Source organism: Sinorhizobium fredii USDA 205 (genome assembly GCF_001461695.1).
Lineage (GTDB): Bacteria > Pseudomonadota > Alphaproteobacteria > Rhizobiales > Rhizobiaceae > Sinorhizobium > Sinorhizobium fredii.
The window spans coordinates 124,069-144,228 of sequence record NZ_AUTC01000002.1 but is presented as its reverse complement, the minus strand read 5'-3'; the positions used below and the strand labels follow the sequence as shown (position 1 = coordinate 144,228).

Genomic DNA, 20,160 nt, shown 5'->3' with positions numbered 1-20,160 from the left:
CATTTGCGGCCAGCGTCCGCTTCCGGAGCGGGCCTGCGATCCCGAATTTTAGATTAGGTCTCATTACCCGCCCATGGAACCACGTCTTTCCCGCTACATCTGGACCCATACCCGAAAGTCGCAGCTCTGGATCCTCCTGATCGTCGCGCTGTCGATGATCCCCTATTTCATGTCCTTCGATCTGCCGAAGCAGATCGTCAATGGGCCGATCCAGGGGCAGGGATTCGAGACGCCCGGGTCAACCCAGCTCTTCATGCCGATCTCCCTCAGCCTGCCATTCTTTGGCGAGGTCAATCTCTTTTCCGGAATAGAACTCGGGCGGCAGGGGACACTGCTCGCACTCAGCCTCGTCTTTCTCCTGCTGGTGATCATCAACGGTCTCTTCAAGTTCTACATCAACACCTACAAGGGCCGGCTTGGAGAGCGGCTCCTCAGGCGCATCCGTTTCGAGCTTGTCGATCGCGTCCTGCGCTTCCCGCCGCATCACTTGAAGCGTGTGAAGCCGGCCGAAATCTCGACGATGATCAAGGATGAGGTCGAGCCCATGGGCGGCTTCACCGGCGATGCCTTCGTGCAGCCGGCGCTTCTCGGCGGCCAGGCGCTGACGGCGCTGATCTTCATCCTGATCCAGAGCTTCTGGCTCGGCATCATCGCCTTTGTCATCGTCGCGGTTCAGGCGGTGATCATCCCCCGCATGCGTCGGCGGCTGCTGGTGCTCGGGCGCGAACGGCAACTGACGGCGCGCGAGCTCTCGGGGCGGGTCAGCGAAATCGTGGACGGTATCGGCACGATCCGCGGCCATGACACGTCCAACTACGAGAGAGCGGACATCGCGGCGCGCCTCGGCCGGATCTTCAAGATCCGCTACGACATCTATCAATGGAAGTTCCTGGTAAAATTCCTGAACAACTTCCTCGCCCAGGTGACGCCCTTCCTGTTCTATTCGATCGGCGGCTACTTTGCCCTGCAAGGGCGCCTCGACATCGGCCAGCTTGTCGCGGTGATCGGCGCTTACAAGGATCTGCCGGGTCCGCTGAAGGAACTGATCGATTGGGACCAGGCGCGTCAGGACGTCCAGGTCAAGTATACCCAGGTCGTGGAACAGTTCAGTGTCGAGCCGCTGATCGACCCGAAGGTTCAGGAGGTCTCCGTTGCTCCGCCTGCGGCGCTCGCGGGCGCACTTGCTGCCGTCAATCTCACGATTGCCGACGACGGCGGCGCCAAGGTGATCGAACATGTATCTTTCCGGCTGCGCCCCGGCGAGACGGTCGCCATCACAGGCGGCACGGGAGGCGGCGGCGAGGCGCTGGCCGAAGCCCTTGGCCGCCTGGCCTGGCCGGCAAGCGGCCGGATCGTCGTCGGCGACGAGGATATTCACGAGCTGCCGGAAGCGGTCATCGGGCGGCGGATTTCCTATGCCTCCTCCGAGGTCTACACTTTCCAGGGCAGCCTCGGCGACAACCTCCTCTACGGCCTCAAGCACGCCCCGCTGACCGAGGTGGTTTACGAGGGCGACAAGGCGACTCATCGCCGGTGGGAGCTGCTCGAAGCGAAGCTCGCCGGAAATCCCTCACTCGATCTCAATAGCGATTGGATCGACTACGGAGCTGCCGGGGCCACAGGCCCGAAAGATCTCTTCGGAAAGATCAGGGCCGTCCTCGACGTCGTGCTCCTGACCAATGACATTTCGGCGCTCGCCGTCCGCTCGACCATCAATTCCGTCGAACACGAGGCATTCGCGAACGAAATCGTCGAGATGCGCGGCGCGCTCCGCCGCCGTCTCGAGGCAGAGAAGCTCAGCGATCTTGTCGTCTTCTTCGAGCCGGGCTCCTACAATATCGAAGCAACGGTCGGCGAAAACCTGCTGTTCGGCACGGTCACCGACAGGACGAGGTGGGAAACGGCGTTGGAAGGCCACCCGTTCTTCAAGACCGTCCTGAAGAGGGCCGGCCTTCACGAGACCTTCTACGAAATGGGACTCGAAATCGCCGAGAACGTCGTCGAACTGTTCCGCGACCTGCCACCCGATCACCCGTTCTTCCAGCAGCTTACCTTCATGACCAGCGAGGAAATCCCGGCCTACGAGGCGCTTCTCCAGAAGCTCAGGGGTCGGCCGCTCGACGAAGTCTCGGAGGAAGATGCGATTCGGATCATCCGGCTGTGCTTCGGCTATATCGAGCCGCGGCATCGATTCGGTCTTCTGACCGAGGATCTGATGCAGAAGATCGTCGAGGCGCGGCGCGAATTCAGCGACGGCCTGCCCGCCGATCTCGTCGGCGTCATCGAGCATTATCAGCCGAACCGCTACATGGCCTCGGCCAGCATTCTCGACAACGTGCTCTTCGGTCGTATCGGCCACAAGCACACGGACGGCTCGGACAAAATTCGGGCGATAGTTCGCGATCTCTTCGAATCGCTCGGTCTCTACAACAAGGTGCTCGCCTTCGGCCTCGACTTCGACGTCGGTGCCGGCGGCAAGCGACTGACTGCCGGCCAACGGCAGAGGCTCAATCTGGCGCGCGCCCTGATCCGGCTTTCCGATTTCTATATCTTCAATGAGCCGCTACGGGCTCTCGACCAACGCACACAGGACCAGATTACCCGCAACATCTTCGCCTTCCTGCATGACGAGAAGCGCGATCCGGCGATCGTATGGGTCCTTTCCAATCCCGCCCTTTCGGAACTCTTCGACCGGGTGGTGCATTTCGAGAACGGCCGGTTGGTACATGAAGAAGCGGTGGAAACGCCGTCGAAAGGCAGCGACTATAAGGAACTGGCATCTTGATGTAGTATTAGCATCGGGAGGCAGACGTAGTTTCCCGGTCGGTCGGGAAGGGACGTGTTAGCGCCCACGACACATTCGGAGAAGCGGACTGATATGCTCCTAAAAGACGAAGTGGAAATGTTGCGCCGGATCACACTTTTTTCCGGCCTGCCGCCTGCGAAACTCAAACTACTCGCTTTCACCTCCGACCGGGTGATGTATAGCGCCGGCGAAAACCTGTTCCACCAAGGAGATATCGGCGACGCCGCCTACGTTATCCTTTCCGGCAAGGCAGATGTGCTGGTCTCGACGCCGACCGGGCAGTTGAAGGTCGCCGAGGTCGAGCAGAATTCGATCGTCGGCGAGATCGCCATTCTCTGCAATACGCCGCGCACCGCCACCATCCAGACGACCACGCCGCTCGAGGCGCTGCGAATTCGCAAGGACGACTTCCTGAAGCTCTTGGCCGATTTCCCTGAGATGGCGGTGGAGATCATGCGTGTCCTGGCCGACCGCCTCAGCCAAACCACCTCCGAGCTCACCGAAGCCCGTAGCCGCGCGCAACGGGCGGAGGCATAGGTTTCCTGGACGTTCCCAACAGTCTGCCGCGCTTTGAGCGGCTGTATGAATTTATTCCGGTTCCGATTTCCGGAATCATGCAGTAGAGAGGCGCCATGCGCGCCATAAGATACTTCGACAAGACCGTTTACTTCCCCGACAAGCCGGAAAAGAAACGCTTTTTTGCCCGCCTGCAATCGGGCCAGTGGGAGCCCGACACCTTTCAGAACATCGCGCGCCTCGTCGACGCGAAGACGACCTTCATCGACATCGGCGGCTGGATCGGGGTTACGCCCTATTGGGCGGCTCAGAGCGCCGACAATGTCATCGTCGTCGAACCGGATCCGGTGTGCTTCGACATCCTGACGCAGATGAAGGCTGACAATATCGGTGAGGTCGAGCTCGTCAACGCCGCGCTGTCGCAGGACGAGCGCCTGGTGCTCCACTCCGTGGGCGGCGGTTTCGGCAGTTCCGAGACCTCGGCCCTCATCGCCGACGACACCGGCATGGCGATTTCCGCCGAAACCGTCACGATCCCGAAGCTTCAGGCGATGGCGAAGACCGAGCGCCTCTGCTTCAAGGTCGACATCGAAGGCTATGAATACAAGGCGCTTGACCAGTTCCGGGCAATCGACCGGAAGAGAACGGCGGGCGTGCTCCTGGCGGTGCATCCGCAGATCTTGGCGGCCTCGCTTTCCGGCCCCGCCGTGCTGCGGCTCATCCGGACCATGGCAGCAACCGCGCGGTTGATCCGAAGCTTTCGTGGCTTTCGCCTGGAAAATCGGTCGGCGATCTGGACGGCGGTGCGCAAGTCGATAGCCCGGCGCGAACTCAGAGGCTTCGACCTGCTGTTCCTACAGCGCCGCGCGTCCAATCGGACGCGCTAGGGTCGCTGTAGCACTTTGAAGTGCTGCATGATTTTGTCCTTAAATCGATTCCGATTTAAGGACAAAATCATGCAGTGCAAAGTGAGGCGAAAAGGACGCGCCAAGGTGACGTGTTACCCAGCCGGGCGAACGTTATAAAAAACGGTTGGCATCGCGCCGGCGGTCTTGCTTAGCGCATATGCGTCATAGGCGGCCTGGGGATCGTCTCCCATGCCAAGTGAACCGGCAGGCATGCCGGGCACCGCGAGGCCCACAATGTCCGGACGCCCAGCCATCAGTTGTCTGATCGCCTCGAGCGGCACATGTCCTTCGATCAGGTAGCCGTCAAGCATGGCGGTGTGACACGCGTCCATGTCCGCCGGAATGGCAAAGCGGCGTTTGATGGCCGTCATGTCGGTCTCGTTGTGGATTTCGAGGGCGAAGCCCGCGGCCCTCATGGCTGCCGCCCAGCTTTCACAGCAGCCGCAGAGCGGGTCCTTGTAGATCACCATGCGCTCGGCACTTGCCAGCGCGAAGGGGGGGCCGAGTGAGATAAGGAATGGAGCTGCCAGTGTGCCGGCAAGGAATTCTCTGCGCCGGATGCTCATGGGCACACCCTTTCTGCTGCTATTTGCTTCAGCAGCGATCCGCTGACGATCGCATCTCTTTCTGCACCCGGGACGGTCAGCGTGTCGATGCACCAGATCGCCGCACCCCGCGTACCGGTTCGACGCCGCCGCGGCCGAATAGGACGGGCTCGAGCGGTTTCTCCGCCCCGCTTCCGGCATCCGCCAGGTCATCTATGATCGGGCAATCCGGCCGCGCATCGCCGTGGCAATGGGCAGCGAGATGCTTGAGGGTCCGGCTCATCGCCTTCAACTCTTCCGCCTTGCGTTCGAGCATCGCGACTTGATCGAGCGCGATCTTCTTGACCTCGCTGCTGGCCCGCGAACGATCGCGCCAAAGTGCCAGGAGGTCCGTCATCTGCTCGACGGTGAAGCCAAGGTCGCGGGCCCGCCGAATGAAGCACAGTGTATGGACGTCGTTGTCGCCGTAGTTGCGATAGCCGGATTGGCTCCTGTCGGCCGGCGGGATGAGACCAATCTTCTCATAGTAACGGATCATCTTCGCCGAGACGCCCGAGGCGCGTGCGAGTTCGCCGATAATCATGTCATCCTCGTTCAACAGGTGGCAGACACGCCAAATATAGGATTTCCCTTGAGCGGGCGCCAAGGGCATGCCTGCTCACAGCTGCCCGTTCACGCCTGCCGCTCAAGACCTCGAAATCGTTTGAGGCGCAGCGCATTGCCGACCACGAAGACGCTGGAAAGCGCCATCGCGGCGGCGGCAAAGACCGGCGAGAGCAGCACGCCGTAGCCGGGATAGAGCGCTCCGGCGGCGACCGGAATCAGCACCACGTTATAGGAAAAGGCCCAGAACAGGTTTTCCCTGATATTGCGGATCGTTGCCCGCGAAAGCGCGATTGCATTCGGCACGCCAACGAGGTCGCCGGACATCAGCACCACGTCGGCACTCTCGATCGCAACGTCGGTTCCCGTGCCGATCGCAATGCCGACATCGGCTGTGGCAAGCGCCGGCGCGTCGTTGATTCCGTCCCCGACGAAGGCGACGTTGCGGCCGTCCGCTTGCAGGCGCCTCACGGCAGCGACCTTCCCATCCGGCAGCACCTCGGCAAGAACCTCGTCAATGCCGAGTTTGCGCGCGATTGCTTCTGCAGTCCGGCGGTTGTCGCCGGTGACGATGGCGATCTTCAAGCCGAGATCCTGCAAGGCGCGCACGGCTTGGGGTGTCGTCTCCTTCAGCGGATCGGCAACCGCGATTATCGCGGCGAGCTTGTCGTCGATCGCGGCGTACAGCGGGCTCTTGCCCTCGTCGCCGAGCCGGGCCGCCTCCGAGCCAAATTCCGAGACGTCGAGCCCAACGCGCGCCATCAGCCTGTCGGCGCCTACATGGACGGACCTTCCGGCGACCTCGGCACGGGCGCCGAAGCCCGGAATAGCTTCGAATTTGTCGGCATAGGCTATTTCTAGGCCGGCGGCCCCGGCCGCCGAAACGATGGCTTCGGCGATCGGGTGCTCGGAGCGCGCCTCGGCGGCGGCAACCAGAGCCAGGACGGAATTGCGGTCGAAGCCCGGGGCGGTGTAGAGGTCGGTGAGTTCGGGCCGGCCCTTGGTCAGCGTGCCGGTCTTGTCGACAGCAACGATTTCTGCATTGCGTAAGGTCTGCAAGGCTTCGCCCTTGCGGAACAGCACGCCCAGTTCGGCGGCGCGGCCGGTGCCGACCATGATCGAGGTTGGCGTGGCGAGGCCCATGGCACAGGGGCAGGCGATGATCAGCACCGCAACGCTGTTGACGAGTGCGAAGGTCAGGGCCGGGTCCGGTCCGAAGACGAACCAGGCGACAAAAGTCACCGCGGCGACGCCCATGACAGCCGGCACGAACCAGGCTGTGACGCGATCGACGAGCGCCTGGATCGGCAGTTTCGCGCCTTGTGCCTGCTCGACCATTTTTATGATCTGGGCAAGGACCGTAGCGGCTCCGACCTTGGTAGCGCGGAAGGTAAAGGCGCCGGTCTTGTTGATCGTGCCGCCGACGACCTCCGATCCCTTCGTCTTTTCGATAGGCACGGGCTCGCCGCTCAGCATCGATTCGTCGACATAGGAACCGCCCTCGACGACCGTGCCGTCGACGGCGACCTTCTCGCCGGGCCGTACCAGCACCATGTCACCGGCGCGCACTTCGGCAATCGGGATCTCCAGCGTCTCGCCCCCGCGCCGGACGCGTGCCGTTTTCGGCTGAAGGCCCATCAGGTGCTTGATCGCCCCCGATGTGCGGCCCTTGGCGCGCGCCTCGAGCAGCCGTCCGAGCAGGATCAGTGCGACGATGACGGCTGCCGCTTCATAATAGACATTGGCGGTCCCCGCCGGAAGAAGCCCGGAAGCAAAGGTCGCGACGACGGAATAGCCCCAGGCGGCCCCCGTGCCGATCGCCACCAGCGAGTTCATGTCGGGTGCGGTGCGCAGCAGCGCCGGCACGCCCTTCGCGAAAAAGCGGAGGCCGGGGCCGAAGAGAACGATCGTCGCCAGAGCGAACTGCAGGTACCGGCTCTCCGCCATGCCGATACGGGTCATGACGAAATCATGGATCGCCGGCACGAAGTGCGACCCCATTTCGAGGACGAAGACCGGAAGCGTCAGGAAAGCGGCGATCAGGAAGTCTCGCTGCAGTCGACCAAGCTCCTGTTCGCGCTTTGCCTCCTCGCGATCGATATCCCGCTCGTCGCCAAGCTGATGTGCCTCATAGCCGGCGCTGCGAACCGCGTCCAACAGCATGTCGGCGGACGCGAGCCCCTTGACCAGCCGGATCGAGGCTTTCTCGCTGGCTAGATTGACATTCGCCTCGATAACGCCGGGAACGGCCTTCAGCGCCTTCTCGACCCGCCCGACGCAGGACGCGCAGGTCATCTCCTCGATGCCGAGCTCGATCGTGTCTTCAACCGCACCGTAGCCGACATTCGCGATCGCCTTGATGATTTCAGCCGGTTTCGCCGTCGTATCGAAGCGGACGTCGGCGCGCTCCGTGGCCAGATTGACGGACGCTGAAACCACGCCCGGCACGGCGCGGATCGCCTTCTCGACGCGCGCCACGCAGGAGGCGCAGTTCATGCCCTCCACGGAAAGGCTCACGCTATGCGTTTCTTCTAGATGTCTGGCGGCACTCGGGGATGCCATGGTGACTTTCCTTGCAATGTAACTTCCTTGACCATGGGGCTTCCAACGGTGGGAAGGTCAAGGCAAACCTTCATGCTTCTTCAGAAAAGTTGGTGGTGGTGGGGCATGCGACGGCAGGGGTAGGCTGTGATGGCCTCCAGCCGAGACGCCGACGTCGCACAATGCAGCGACGGGAACGTTCGGATCTAGTCTGCGAACGCGCGAGCATCCGTGGAGCTTTCCGAGGGGGTCAGCCGTTCAGCGGTGAACCTGTCCGTGATCAGCATATCGATGACGCCCGTACGGAGTGCGCCGGCGATAGCGTCGGTTTTCTTTTGGCCGCCGGCCAGCGCCACTACTCTATCGACCCTTGCGAGCTCTTCGAGGTTGATGCCGATCACACGCTCGTCGAGCGGCGTTTTGACGGGCTTTCCCTCCTTGTCGAAGAAGCGAAGCGAGATGTCTCCGACCGCACCTGCGTCGGCGAGATCGGCGAGCTCTCTGGCGGAAAATATGTTCCCCGAGCGGGCGAGCAGCTCGGAGGGTTCCACCGCTCCGATACCGACGATTGCCAGTGTGATGCTGCCGAAGAGCTCCATTGTTTCCCGGACGAACGGATCTGCGAGCATCAGCAGCTTCGCCTCGCGCGAAGAGGTCACGCCTTGCACCGGCAGCAGCTTCGGCTCGGCCCCGGCAAGCCGCGCTAGCCGCGTCGTGAGCTGGGTCGCATGCGTCTGTACGGAAGGGTCGCCCATGCCACCGAGGGTTTGGACGACGTACTTGGCCTGTGCGCTCTTCTGAGGATGAATGTTCTCGACCATCCGAAAAATGGTCTGGCTCCAACTGGAAACCCCGATGATTTCGCCTTGGGAAAGCGTGACTTCCAGGAGATGCGCGGCCGCCTCGCCGATGCGCGACATGATCGCGCCGTCGCGGTCTTCGGAACAGTCGACAACGACGGCTTCAGCAAGATTGAAACGGTCCCTGAGCGCGCTTTCAAGCTCGGCATAAGTGCCCACGGGCGGGATGATGGTTGTACGGACGATGCCCTCCGCTTCGGCGCGCTTGAGCATTCGCGACACCGTCGCTTGCGAAAGACGGAGATGCTCGGCGATTTCAGCCTGGCGCTTGCCCTCGATGTAATACATCTGAGCGACGCGAGACATCAGGCGAAGTTCGTTTAGCCGTCCCATGTGCCTTCCGAGGATGAATTTTTATTCACCTTTAGCGTGAGAGGGACGAAAGGTCGAGCGGGCAACTGCGTCGTGCCAGGTTTGAAGTTGCCCGCTGGTGTCGCTCGCTTGCGGCCGGATGAGTTCGTTATTTCCGGGCAGATCGCAAATCGCCGCAAGATCGGGCCAGATTCCCAGCGAAAGCCCCGCGAGATAGGCCGCGCCGAGGGCGGAGGCTTCCGGGGCTTCACACTGGACGATCGGGTGGCCCAGGAGGTCGGCGACGCACTGCATGAGAAACCGGTTCCGGCTCGGCCCGCCATCGACGTAAAGGGCGCCGAGGCCGGTCCGAGACTGGAGCTGCATCGCGGTGAAGACGTCGCGAACCTGAAGCGCAACGGAATCGGTGACGGCGCGCGCCATCTGCGCGCGAGTCGTGCTGAAATCGATCCGGGAAAACAGGGCGCGCGCCTCGGAGTCCCAATGAGGGGCGCCAAGTCCCACGAATGCCGGTACGAATCCGGGCCCGCCAGGTTCGGCCGTTGCGGCAAGGTCTATGAGCGCGCCGACGTCGGGGAGGCCGAGAATCTCGGTCATCCATGGAAGGCTCGCTGCGGAAACGAGAATGTTGCCCTCGAAGGCGAAGGTCGGCGTTCCCGAAATGCGCCAGGCGACCGTCGTGGTGATTCCGCCGGCAGGTGTGATGAAACCCGATAGCGTCGTCATCACCGATGAGCCCGTGCCAAAGGTGACCTTGCCGTCTCCAGCATTGAAGGCGCGGTGCGCGAAGAGCGCGGCATGGCTGTCGCCGATCGCCGCGCGGATGGGGGTGCCGTCGGCGACGCCGGGCAGGTCCAGGGTTGAACCGAAGTCGCCCGCACTGTCCAGCACCTGCGGCAACGCTGCCTTGCTCACGCCGAAGAGCGTGCAGAGCTCGTCGCTCCAGGTCTGCACCCGAAGATCGAAGAGCTGGCTGCGTGCGGCATTCGAGGCGTCGCATGCATGAACCCGGCCGCCCGTGAGGCAATGGATGAGCCAGCTGTCTATCGTGCCGAGCCTCATCCGCCTTCCCTTCGGTGCGCCCTCGAGAAGCCGCCGCAACTTCGGGCCCGGGAACATCGGGTCGAGGGGAAGGCCCGTAATCGACTGGACCCGGGTGAGGTGACCCTCGTCGATGAGCCGGGTGCAGTCCGGCGCGGTACGGCGGCATTGCCAGCTCAGCACCGGCCCGAGCGGCTCACCGGTTTCGGCGTCCCAGGCCGTGACGGATTCCCGCTGGTTTGAGACGGCAAGCGCTTCGATGCTGACGTCAGGTCCTGCATCGAGACAGGCCCTCACGGCTTCGCAGACGGATTGCCAGATCCGCTTCGGATCCTGCTCGACCCATCCCGGCTGCGGGTAAGAGATCCCGACGGGAGACGCGCCGCGAGAAATCACCGCGCCGGCTTCCGAAACCAGGATCGCCTTCGAGTTGGTCGTGCCCTGGTCGATTGCCAGAATGGCCCGCATCGGTATCCTCCTCCGAAAAAGGGGACCGGGAAAACGGCGATGCCCGGCCTCCTTCTTGTATGCGAATGCCTACTTCCGCATGATCAAGCTTGCGGCCTGGTCCGCGATCGCGCTCGGCGCCATGCCGAACTCGTCGAGCAGAAACTCTGCCGAACCGGTCGGCGCATAAATACCCGGTACACCGAGGCGCTTCATCGGCACAGGGGCATGGTCGACGACGACTTCGGCAACTGCGGATCCAAGGCCGCCGAAGATCGAATGCTCCTCGGCCGTGACGATCGCACCGGTTTCCCTGGCCGCGGCGACAATCGCCTCCTCATCGATCGGGCGTACAGTTGCCATGTTGAGCACCCTGGCTTCGATTCCGCGGCTTGCGAGGATCTCCGCAGCCTTCGCCAGTCGGTGCGTGAGCGTTCCGTTGGCGATCAGCGTTACATCCGAACCCTGGCGCAAGACATTGGCACGACCGAGCACGAACTTATGATCGTCCGGAAGAAGATCGGGAACCCCGACGCGGGAAAGCCGCAGGAAGCAGGGGCCGGCGTAGCTAGCCGCCCATTCGACGGCGGCAGCGGTCTCGATCCGGTCGCAAGGCGCTATGACCGGCAGGTTCGGCAGCACCCGCGTCCAGGCAAAATCCTCGATCGAGTGGTGCGTCGGTCCAAGCTCGCCATAGGCCATTCCCGAGGAAATGCCGACGAGCTTCACATTGGCGTTGGAATAGGAGATGTCGGCCTTGATCTGTTCCAGCGCCCGCCCGGTCAGGAAGCAGGAGGCGCCGCAGACGAACGGCAATCGCCCGCCATTCGCAAGTCCGGCGCCAATGCCGACCAGGTTCTGCTCCGCGATGCCGACATTCACGAGCCGCTCCGGAAACTTCGCCTTGAAGTCCCCCAGTTTCGACGAGCCGACGGAGTCGTTGCAGACGGCGACGACCTTGGCGTCCTCAGCCGCCAAACGTTCCAGCGTTGCCGCAAAGGCATCACGGCAATCGTGCAGATTGGAGGTGGACACTGGCGCGTTCATCAAAGTGCCTCCGAAAGCTCGGCCAAAGCAATTTCATACTGTTGCTTGTTCGGCACCTTGTGATGCCACTCGACGCGGTCCTGCATGAACGAAATGCCTTGGCCCTTGTTGGTATGGGCGACAATGCAATGGGGGAGCGAACCGCGGTGCTCGAGAGCGGGCACCACCTGCTCCATGTCATTGCCGTCGATTTCGGTCACTTCCCAGCCGAACGCTTCGAGTTTCGGCCGGAGAGGCGCAAGATCGTTCGTGTCGGAAAGAGCCGCGCCCTGCTGGAAGCGGTTGTGGTCGATGACCAATGTGAGATTGTTCAGGCCGAACTGGGCCGCCGCCATGATGGCCTCCCAATTGGATCCCTCTTGCATTTCACCGTCCCCGGTTACCACGTAGGTATGATAGTCCGCCCCGGACAATTTAGCCGCCTTGGCCATTCCCACCGCCACCGGAAGGCCATGCCCCAGCGGGCCGGTATTGGTCTCGACGCCAGGTACCTTGTTGCAGTTCGGATGACCGTTGAGCCGTGAGTGGGGCTGCAGAAAGGTGGAGAGCTCGTCCTCAGCGAAGAAGCCGCGCTTGGCGAGCGTGACATAGAGCGCACAGGCGGCGTGGCCCTTGGACAGCACGAAGCGATCCCTTTCGGGACGCTTGGGCTCGTCCGGCCAGATGCGCAGCACGCGGAAATATAGCGCCGTGAGGATATCGATCACAGACATCTCTCCGCCGATGTGACCCGCGCCGGCCGCGTAGACTGCTTGCAAGTCGCGCAGGCGGATCTGGCGCGCGACCCGTTCGAGTTCCTTCGGCTGCATTTTGTCCTCGTGAATAAATATGCAATATACAATATATTTGCAAAATTGAAACGATAGTCAAGTCGAGATTTGAGATTCTGCCCCAACCTCCGCGCCGCGGCACCGGCAAAGATCGTTGACAGCCCAATTAAACATTGATAATGAATTTTCCAACACTAATGAATAAATATGCGACACGAAAACAGCTCGGGCCCACGTCGGCCTTGGGATCAGGGAGGAGTGAGATGCTCGCGCTTGAAATCAAGGAGCAGGGACGTTCGCCCAAAAATGGTCTGGCACGATTGAGCGGCGCTACGGGCCCGCTGATCGGACTGCTCGCCCTGTGCGTCTTCCTGAGCCTTGGCACCGATACGTTTCTCTCGGTGCGAAACGGCCTGAATATCCTCGATCAGATCACCGTCCTGGGGATCATGTCAGTCGGCATGACGTTCGTCATTCTGATCGGCGGCATCGACCTGTCCGTCGGCTCGGTCCTGGCGCTCTCGATGATGGTCATGGGCTGGACGGCCAACATCGCCGGGCTGCCGATGGGCGTCGCAATCCTGTTCGTCCTCCTGGGGTCGGCCTTCTGCGGACTGCTTGTCGGGCTGTTGGTGACGGCTTTCCGCGTCCCTGCGTTCATTGCGACGCTGGCAATGATGTCGGCGGCGCGCGGCGTCGCCAACATGATCACGGACGGCCAGCAGATCGTCGGGTTTCCCGACTGGTTCATGATGCTTGCCATCGACCGTCACTTCGGCGTCCTCACCGCCACCGTTTCCTGATGCTGGCTGTCTTGCTGGTTGCCTGGCTTTTCCTCAAATACCGGCCGGAGGGCAGGATGCTCTATGCGGTCGGGGGAAATCCCGAGGTCGCTCGTCTTGCCGGCATCAACGTGCCCTTGGTGACAATCGGCGTCTACGTCGTCTGTGCGCTGCTCGCCGGCCTCGCAGGGATCGTCCTGGCGGCGCGGCTCGATTCGGTGCAGCCGTCGAGCGGCTTCGGCTATGAGCTCGACACCATCGCTGCAGTCGTCATCGGCGGGACGTCGCTTTCCGGCGGCGCCGGGGGCATCGGCGGCACCCTGATCGGCGTTCTCATCATCGGCGTGCTGCGCAACGGCCTCAACCTGCTCAACGTGTCGCCCTTCCTTCAGCAGGTGATCATCGGCGTCGTCATCGTCCTTGCGGTCGGGGTTGAGACCCTCCGGCGCAAGAGGGCGTAAATCCCGCGGTGGCCACAGATCGGTCCGTGCGGTCCAGATTCCACTCCGAAAATGTTGGAGCGGATTACAGGCCTGAGGGGGAGGAAATGCCCGAGGGTCAGGTTTAACTCAGGAGGAACTCATGAAACTTTCCCGCATTCTGCTGACCTCGGCTGCTCTTGTCGCGCTTTCGCTCGGTCCGGCCCGCGCCGAAGAGGTCAAGAAACTCGGCCTCGCGGTTGCCAACCTGCAGGCCAACTTCTTCAACCAGATCAAGCAGTCCGTCGAGGCCGAGGCGAAGAGCCGCGGCATCGAGGTCGTCACGGTCGATGCCAAGGGCGATGGTCCTACGCAGGTCAATCAGATCCAGGACCTGCTGACGCAGAATATCGACGCGCTCATCTACATTCCGGCGGGCGCCGCGGCGGCGACCGTGCCGGTGAAGCTGGCGCGTACCGCAGGGGTACCGGTCATCAACGTCGATCGCAACGCCGATGGCGCCCCCGGCGACACCTTCCTAGCGACGGATTCGGTCGCCTCGGCCAAGGCGGTCTGCGAACACATTATCGAAAAGGCCGGCGGGTCGGGCAAGATGGTCATCATCCACGGCCAGAAAGGCACGACACCTGAGGTCGACCGTACCAAGGGCTGCCTGGAAGCGGTCAGCGCCAACGCTGGCGTAAAGGTCGTGGCCGAGCAGTGGTCGAATATCTGGAGCCAGGACGAAGGCTTCCAGATCATGCAGAACATGCTGCAGGCGAACCCCGATGTCACCATCGTCTTCGCCCAGGCTGACGGCCTGGCACTCGGCGCTGCGCAGGCCATCAAGGTGGCCAATCCTTCCCAGAAAATCATTGTCGGTGGTTTCGACGGAGACACCGCGGCGCTCGAGGCTCTGAAGAATGGCGTCTTCGACGTGACGGCAACGCAGCAGACGCAGAAGATGGGCCGCATGGCGGTCGACCAGGCGATCAAGATCGTCGGCGGCGAGAAGGTCGAGCCGGTTCAGCTCATGGATGCGACCCTCACCACCAAGGACAACGTGGACGGCTTCATCGCCAACCACCCGTAATCGTCCAGACGACGTGATCTGAAGGAGGGTGCGCCATGACCGATCCGGTCCTGTCACTCAGGGGCATATCCAAGCGCTATGGTCCGCTCCAGGTGCTGAAGAACGTCAGTCTTGACGTTTACGCTGGCGAAGTCGTGGCACTTCTCGGCGAGAATGGTGCAGGCAAGTCCACATTGTCCGGCATTATCGCGGGCTCGCGCGCACCCTCCGAAGGCACCATGACCTGGCGGGGGCAGCCCTATGCCCCGGCCTCGCCAAGAGAAGCGATCGACAAAGGCGTCGTGCTGATTCACCAGGAGCTGCAGCTCCTGCCCGAATTGTCGATTGCGGAAAACGTCTTTCTCGGCCGGTGGCCGACGAAAAATGGCGTCGTCGACCGGGATCGGATGGTGCGCCGCGCGCAGGAACAGCTCTCGCGTCTCAATTTGCACATTCCCGCCACGCGCAAAGTGGCGGGTCTTTCCACGGCGAACCAGCAGCTTGTCGAGATCGCCAAGGCACTTGCGCTCGATGCCAGGCTCCTCATCCTTGACGAGCCGACGGCTGCGTTGGGCGGAGCCGAGACCGAGGCATTGTTCGACCAGGTTCGCAAGCTGCGCGCCGAAGGCGTCGGGATCATCTACATTTCCCACCGGATGGAGGAAATCAAGCAGATCACCGATCGCATCGTCGTGCTGCGCGACGGCGAGCGCGTCCAGGAATTCGCCGACAGCGCCACGCCGGTAAGAACGATCGTCGAAAGCATGGTTGGCCGTTCTCTGGATAGAATGTTCCCACCTCTGCCTGAACCGCAGAAACGGTCGGTACTCGAGGTCGAGGGCCTCACCGCCGCAGACGGCTCGTTTCGGAACGTCTCCTTCCACGTGCGGGCCGGCGAGATCCTCGGCATTGCGGGGCTGGTCGGGGCAGGGCGCACCGAGCTGGTGCGTGCAATCTCGGGCGCCGATCCGATCAGTGCCGGCAAGATCAGGCTCGACGGCCAGGAGCTGTCGCTTCGCACTCCAGCCGACGCCATTGCACAGGGGATCGTGATGGTCCCGGAAGACCGCAAGGACCAGGGGCTGATCGTCGGACACCGGATAGGCGAGAACCTCGTCTATGCGAACCTCGACCACTTCGGCGGGCACTGGATCACGCCGAGGATGAAGCGTGACTTTGCCGACCGGGCGATCTCGAAGTTCGGAGTCAAAGGACGCGGAGACCAACTGGCATCGGACCTCTCAGGCGGAAACCAGCAGAAGGTCGTCATCGCCAAATGGCTGACGCGCGATCCAAAGGTGGTCGTGCTTGACGAGCCCACCCGCGGCATCGACGTCGGCGCGCGCGCCGGCATTTACGAGATTATCGTCAATCTCGCCAGGAGAGGGGTCGCCGTCATCGTCGTGAGTTCCGATCTGGAAGAGGTCCTCGGGGTCTCCAATCGCATCCTGGTGCTTGCCCAGGGCAAACAGGCCGGCATTCTCGACCGCGACCAGGCAAATGACGTCTCGGTCATGGAATTGGCAACCATATAAAGGCATCAGGAAAGGAAGGGCGGTGGCTGACATCACTCTCAATGCTCCCAAGCTGTTCGATCTCTCAGGTCAGGTCGCGATCGTCACCGGCGCCGGAAGCGGAATCGGGCAGAGGATCGCAATCGGCCTGGCGCAATGCGGTGCCGACGTCGCGCTGCTCGACCGCCGCACCGACGACGGTCTTGCCAGAACGGCCGAGTTTGTCCGGAAGGCGGGGCGGAAGTCGATCGAGATCGCGGCGGATGTAACCAACAAGGCCTCGCTCGCCGAAGCGGTCAGCCGGACGGAAACAGAACTCGGGGATTTGACGCTTGCACTGAACGCCGCGGGGATCGCCAACGCCAATCCCGCCGAGGAGATGGAGGAAGAGCAGTATCAGACCCTGATGGACATCAACCTGAAAGGGGTGTTCCTCTCCTGCCAGGCGGAAGCGCAGGCCATGCTGAAGCACGGGCGGGGCTCGATCGTCAACATCGCGTCGATGTCGGGCGTGATCGTCAACCGTGGTCTGAAGCAGGCCCACTACAACGCCTCGAAAGCGGGCGTGATCCATATGTCCAAGTCGATGGCCATGGAGTGGGTCGACCGCGGCATCCGCGTCAACACGATCTCGCCCGGCTATACGGCGACCCCCATGAACACCCGCGCTGAGATGGTTCATCAGACCAAGCTTTTCGAGGAGCAGACGCCGATGCAACGCATGGCGACCGTCGATGAAATGGTCGGGCCCGCCGTGTTTCTGCTGTCCAACGCAGCGAGCTTCGTAACGGGCGTCGACCTGTTGGTGGATGGCGGTTTCTGCTGCTGGTGATGCGCCGCGGTTCCGGCGCCGGGTGGACAAAATCAACAGGATCGGAGGTCCGATGTCTCGCTTTGAAAAGAAAACTGTCGTGATCACCGGAGCCAGCCGCGGCATCGGAGCGGCGATTGCGAAGCGCTTCTCAAAGGAGGGAGCGAACCTGGTTGTCTCGGCGAACGAGGAATCCGTTCATGCGGTCGCAGACGACATCAAGCGAGATGGCGGAAGTGCGATCGCCTTCGTCGGCGATGTCACCGACAAGGCGAGCGTCGTCGCTCTCTACGATGCGGCCGAGGCGACATTCGGATCGGTCGACGTTTCCATCCAGAACGCAGGCGTCATCACCATTGCCCGGATCGAAGAGATGACCGAAGCCGAATGGGACAAGGTCATGGCGGTGAATACGAAGGGCGTATTCCTCTGCGCCCAGGAAGCCATATCGAGGATGCGCAAGCACAAGCGTGGCGGCCGGATCATCAACACGGCGTCCGGACAGGCGCGCGAGGGGTTCATCTTCACGCCCCACTACGCGGCGTCGAAAATGGGCGTGGTGGGCATCACGCAGAGCCTCGCGAAGGAGGTGGCGACGGAGAGGATCACCGTGAACGCCTTCTGCCCGGGCATCATCGAAACAGACATGTGGGCCTACAATGACGCGGCCTGGGGAAAGCTTCTGGGCGACTACGCCCCCGGCGAGCTGATGAAGGAATGGGTCGACGGCATTCCCATGAAACGGGCCGGCACGGGAGAGGATGTGGCCGGCCTCGTCGCCTTTCTTGCCAGCGACGACGCCGCCTACATCACGGGACAGACGATCAATGTGGATGGCGGCCTGATCATGTCGTGAGTTCCCGACAGCTCTGCGAGACAGTGTGTTCACGCCCGGACGACGAAATATACGCAGCGGAAGGTCGCAGAAGGACTTGCGCTTCGGCGTCCTTAGAACCTATGTTCGCCCTGTTCTCAGGGCGGGGTGAAATTCCCCACCGGCGGTATCGGGAGTGATCCCGGAGCCCGCGAGCGCTTCCGGTCAGGCCGGGAGGTCAGCAGATCCGGTGCGAGGCCGGAGCCGACGGTACAGTCCGGATGGAAGAGAGCAATGCGGATCGCGCCTTCAGGCCCTGAAGGCGTTGGTTCCTTGTTCGCCCAAGGGAAAATTGTCCGCTCATCGATCGATGAGCGAAGCAAACTCGCCGGAACACCGGCGCGACCCTTGAAAGGCTTGAAAGCATGATTTCGAAAATAGAGGATGCGATCGCGGCTGTTGCCCGCGGAGAGATGGTGGTCGTCGTCGATGACGAGGATCGGGAGAACGAAGGCGACGTCGTCGTGGCGACGCAAGCGGTGACGCCCGAAGCGATAGCCTTCATGATGAAGCATGCGCGCGGTCTGATCTGCGTTGCGATGGAAGGCGAACGCCTCGACGCACTCGATATTCCGCTGATGGTGCCCGACAACACCGAGTTCCACAAAACGGCATTCACCGTTTCGGTCGACTACTTCCACGGCACCACAACCGGCATCTCGGCTGCGGACCGCGCGGCGACGGTCCTCGCCCTCATCGACGAAAAATCCCGGCCCGCCGACTTCGCGCGACCCGGCCACATCTTCCCACTGCGGGCAAACCCGCGCGGCGTCCTTGCGCGGCCTGGCCATACCGAAGCGGCAGTCGAGCTGGCCCGCCTTGCCGGATTGGCACCCTCCGGGGTGATCTGCGAGGTGGCAAACGACGACGGCACGATGGCGCGTCTTCCTGAACTCAAGCGTTTCGCCCAACATCACGCTCTGCGGCTGATCACGATCAAGGACCTGATTGCTTATGTTAGGCGACAGGAATCCGTCCGCGAGTTGGAGCCCGCTGATATCAGGTCGGTGGCATAGCCCGCCCCGGATGCCCGCATCCGCGCGTAGTCTCAGGACGCACCGCTCCTGAGAGCGGCGGGTCCCAAACGCTGGGGCCGCCCTATTTCAGTCGCCTGTCGGATATCCTATGATTGCAGGGCTTCACCGTCAGTCTCTCTGCATCGGCGAAGGCGGATTGCGATGTCGTCGACCGAGTTTCATCTTGTCACGAACTGGACCATCGATGCCTCCGTCGAGGATGTCTGGCTGGTGCTGAACCAGCCCGAGACCTGGCCGGACTGGTGGCCCTCTGTCAAAGAGGTCACGCTCCTGCGCCCAGGCGACGAGACCGGCATCGGCGCCGTGCGTCGGATGAAATGGTCCACGGCGTTGCCCTATGACTTGGTTTTCGACATGGAAACGACCAGGGTAGAACCGCCGTCCCTCATCGAGGGGAAAGCGTCAGGTGAACTCGAGGGTGTCGGCCGATGGACGCTGCGACCCGATGGTTCGAAATGCAATATCCGCTACGACTGGATCGTCACGGTCACCAAGCCCTGGATGGTCAGACTTGCCTTCATCCTGAAGCCTGTCTTCAGCTGGAACCATGCGGTCGTCATGGAACGCGGCCGGCAAGGTCTTGTGCGCCGCCTGGTGCGCCTTGGCTGAAAAAACGTTTGCCTGGATGCGCTTGGACTCGCTTATCGCGCATTCCGTCCGCACCATGACCGGCGGCGCGCTCCGCTCGTCAGAGCGGTCACGCATTACAGCGCCCCGCGTCCAATCGGACGCGCAAGGTCGCTGTAGCACTTTGAAATTCTGCATGCTTTTGTCCTTATATCGATTCCGATTTTAAGGATTCATGCAGTAGCTCAGGCGGCCTGCGGCCAGCCAAATTCCTATAGGAATCCTATTTCTTTCCTCTTGGGGCTCTCTCGAACCTTTATGCGGTTCGGAGCCATATTCCTGACAAGATTCATCCACCGCCGCGCCGTCTCGATCGTCGCGCCGGGGATGCGCACATCGATCGCGATCACCTGCCGGGCGGCCCGGCGCTGCCTCCAGGTGACGCGCAGTCAGTAGAAACAACGCACAGGGATTACCGACATGGACATTGTCGTTCTCGCAATAGGCATCGTGTTCTTCGCCTTATCGTTTGCCTATGTCCGGGCGTGCAGCAACCTCTAATAGCGGAGCGGAAAGATGCTCGTTGAATACACGCTCGGTGGCGCGGTGACCGTATTCCTTCTCGTCTACCTCACCTACGCCCTCATTCGCCCAGAGCGGTTCTGATCGCCAAGGCCTCATGCTCGGA

General features: G+C 62.1%; 17 protein-coding genes, 1 pseudogene and 1 riboswitch. Of the genes and pseudogenes, 11 read left to right on the top strand and 7 right to left on the bottom strand.

The annotated features are described in order from the left end of the window. The first annotated feature begins 73 nt into the window (after positions 1–73). The 3 genes from N181_RS01980 (at position 74) to N181_RS01970 (ending at position 4,209) form a co-directional block, all read left to right on the top strand. Positions 74–2,785 (top strand): ABC transporter transmembrane domain-containing protein, encoded by a 2,712-nt coding sequence (locus N181_RS01980; protein ID WP_037430302.1) that lies wholly within the window; start codon positions 74–76, stop codon positions 2,783–2,785. Positions 2,786–2,878: 93 nt separating this feature from the next. Then, a complete protein-coding gene (locus N181_RS01975) occupies positions 2,879–3,343 on the top strand; it encodes a cyclic nucleotide-binding domain-containing protein (RefSeq protein WP_014331941.1) in 465 nt (154 codons plus the stop codon). A gap of 95 nt (positions 3,344–3,438) precedes the next feature. Next, positions 3,439–4,209 (top strand): FkbM family methyltransferase, encoded by a 771-nt coding sequence (locus N181_RS01970; protein WP_037430304.1) that lies wholly within the window; start codon positions 3,439–3,441, stop codon positions 4,207–4,209. A gap of 113 nt (positions 4,210–4,322) precedes the next feature. Here the strand turns inward: N181_RS01970 and N181_RS01965 are convergent, their stop codons facing one another. The 7 genes from N181_RS01965 to N181_RS01935 form a co-directional block, all read right to left on the bottom strand. Continuing rightward, a complete protein-coding gene (locus N181_RS01965; protein WP_080579056.1) occupies positions 4,323–4,796 on the bottom strand; it encodes a DUF411 domain-containing protein in 474 nt (157 codons plus the stop codon). 76 nt (positions 4,797–4,872) lie between these two features. After that, entirely contained in the window at positions 4,873–5,358 is a 486-nt protein-coding gene (gene cueR, locus N181_RS01960; protein WP_037430305.1) for a Cu(I)-responsive transcriptional regulator, read from the bottom strand. A gap of 89 nt (positions 5,359–5,447) precedes the next feature. Further along, complete coding sequence (locus N181_RS01955; RefSeq protein ID WP_037430306.1) at positions 5,448–7,940, bottom strand: heavy metal translocating P-type ATPase; 2,493 nt, start codon at positions 7,938–7,940, stop codon at positions 5,448–5,450. Between the two features lie 185 nt (positions 7,941–8,125). Beyond that, entirely contained in the window at positions 8,126–9,112 is a 987-nt protein-coding gene (locus tag N181_RS01950; RefSeq protein WP_037430307.1) for a sugar-binding transcriptional regulator, read from the bottom strand. Positions 9,113–9,133: 21 nt separating this feature from the next. Next, positions 9,134–10,600: an FGGY family carbohydrate kinase gene (locus tag N181_RS01945; protein WP_037430308.1), complete on the bottom strand. Its 1,467-nt coding sequence runs from the start codon at positions 10,598–10,600 to the stop codon at positions 9,134–9,136. Positions 10,601–10,669: 69 nt separating this feature from the next. Continuing rightward, positions 10,670–11,626 carry a transketolase family protein gene (locus N181_RS01940; RefSeq protein ID WP_037430310.1) on the bottom strand — a complete coding sequence of 319 codons (957 nt, stop codon included), beginning with the start codon at positions 11,624–11,626 and terminating at the stop codon, positions 10,670–10,672. Next, positions 11,626–12,435 carry a transketolase gene (locus N181_RS01935; protein ID WP_037430311.1) on the bottom strand — a complete coding sequence of 270 codons (810 nt, stop codon included), beginning with the start codon at positions 12,433–12,435 and terminating at the stop codon, positions 11,626–11,628. Before N181_RS01935 ends, N181_RS01940 begins: the two co-directional genes overlap by 1 nt. Positions 12,436–12,659: 224 nt before the next feature. Between N181_RS01935 and N181_RS01930 the strand changes: the two are divergent. The 8 genes and pseudogenes from N181_RS01930 (at position 12,660) to N181_RS01895 (ending at position 20,138) form a co-directional block, all read left to right on the top strand. Continuing rightward, positions 12,660–13,639: pseudogene (locus N181_RS01930) on the top strand (ABC transporter permease). Positions 13,640–13,760: 121 nt separating this feature from the next. Further along, positions 13,761–14,690, top strand: coding sequence for a sugar ABC transporter substrate-binding protein (locus N181_RS01925; RefSeq protein ID WP_014331931.1), 930 nt, complete (start codon positions 13,761–13,763; stop codon positions 14,688–14,690). A gap of 35 nt (positions 14,691–14,725) precedes the next feature. Continuing rightward, positions 14,726–16,204 carry a sugar ABC transporter ATP-binding protein gene (locus N181_RS01920; protein ID WP_037430315.1) on the top strand — a complete coding sequence of 493 codons (1,479 nt, stop codon included), beginning with the start codon at positions 14,726–14,728 and terminating at the stop codon, positions 16,202–16,204. A gap of 22 nt (positions 16,205–16,226) precedes the next feature. Further along, positions 16,227–17,015, top strand: a complete 789-nt coding sequence (locus tag N181_RS01915) for an SDR family oxidoreductase (RefSeq protein WP_037391508.1) — start codon at positions 16,227–16,229, stop codon at positions 17,013–17,015. A 52-nt stretch (positions 17,016–17,067) separates the two neighbouring features. Further along, positions 17,068–17,850 carry a glucose 1-dehydrogenase gene (locus N181_RS01910; RefSeq protein ID WP_037391509.1) on the top strand — a complete coding sequence of 261 codons (783 nt, stop codon included), beginning with the start codon at positions 17,068–17,070 and terminating at the stop codon, positions 17,848–17,850. Positions 17,851–17,958: 108 nt separating this feature from the next. Then, positions 17,959–18,105: riboswitch (FMN riboswitch) on the top strand. A 128-nt stretch (positions 18,106–18,233) separates the two neighbouring features. Next, positions 18,234–18,884 (top strand): 3,4-dihydroxy-2-butanone-4-phosphate synthase, encoded by a 651-nt coding sequence (gene ribB, locus N181_RS01905; RefSeq protein WP_037430317.1) that lies wholly within the window; start codon positions 18,234–18,236, stop codon positions 18,882–18,884. 162 nt (positions 18,885–19,046) lie between these two features. Next, positions 19,047–19,514: an SRPBCC family protein gene (locus N181_RS01900; protein WP_037430319.1), complete on the top strand. Its 468-nt coding sequence runs from the start codon at positions 19,047–19,049 to the stop codon at positions 19,512–19,514. 534 nt (positions 19,515–20,048) lie between these two features. Then, positions 20,049–20,138, top strand: a complete 90-nt coding sequence (locus tag N181_RS01895; protein ID WP_037430321.1) for a K(+)-transporting ATPase subunit F — start codon at positions 20,049–20,051, stop codon at positions 20,136–20,138. Positions 20,139–20,160: the final 22 nt, after the last annotated feature.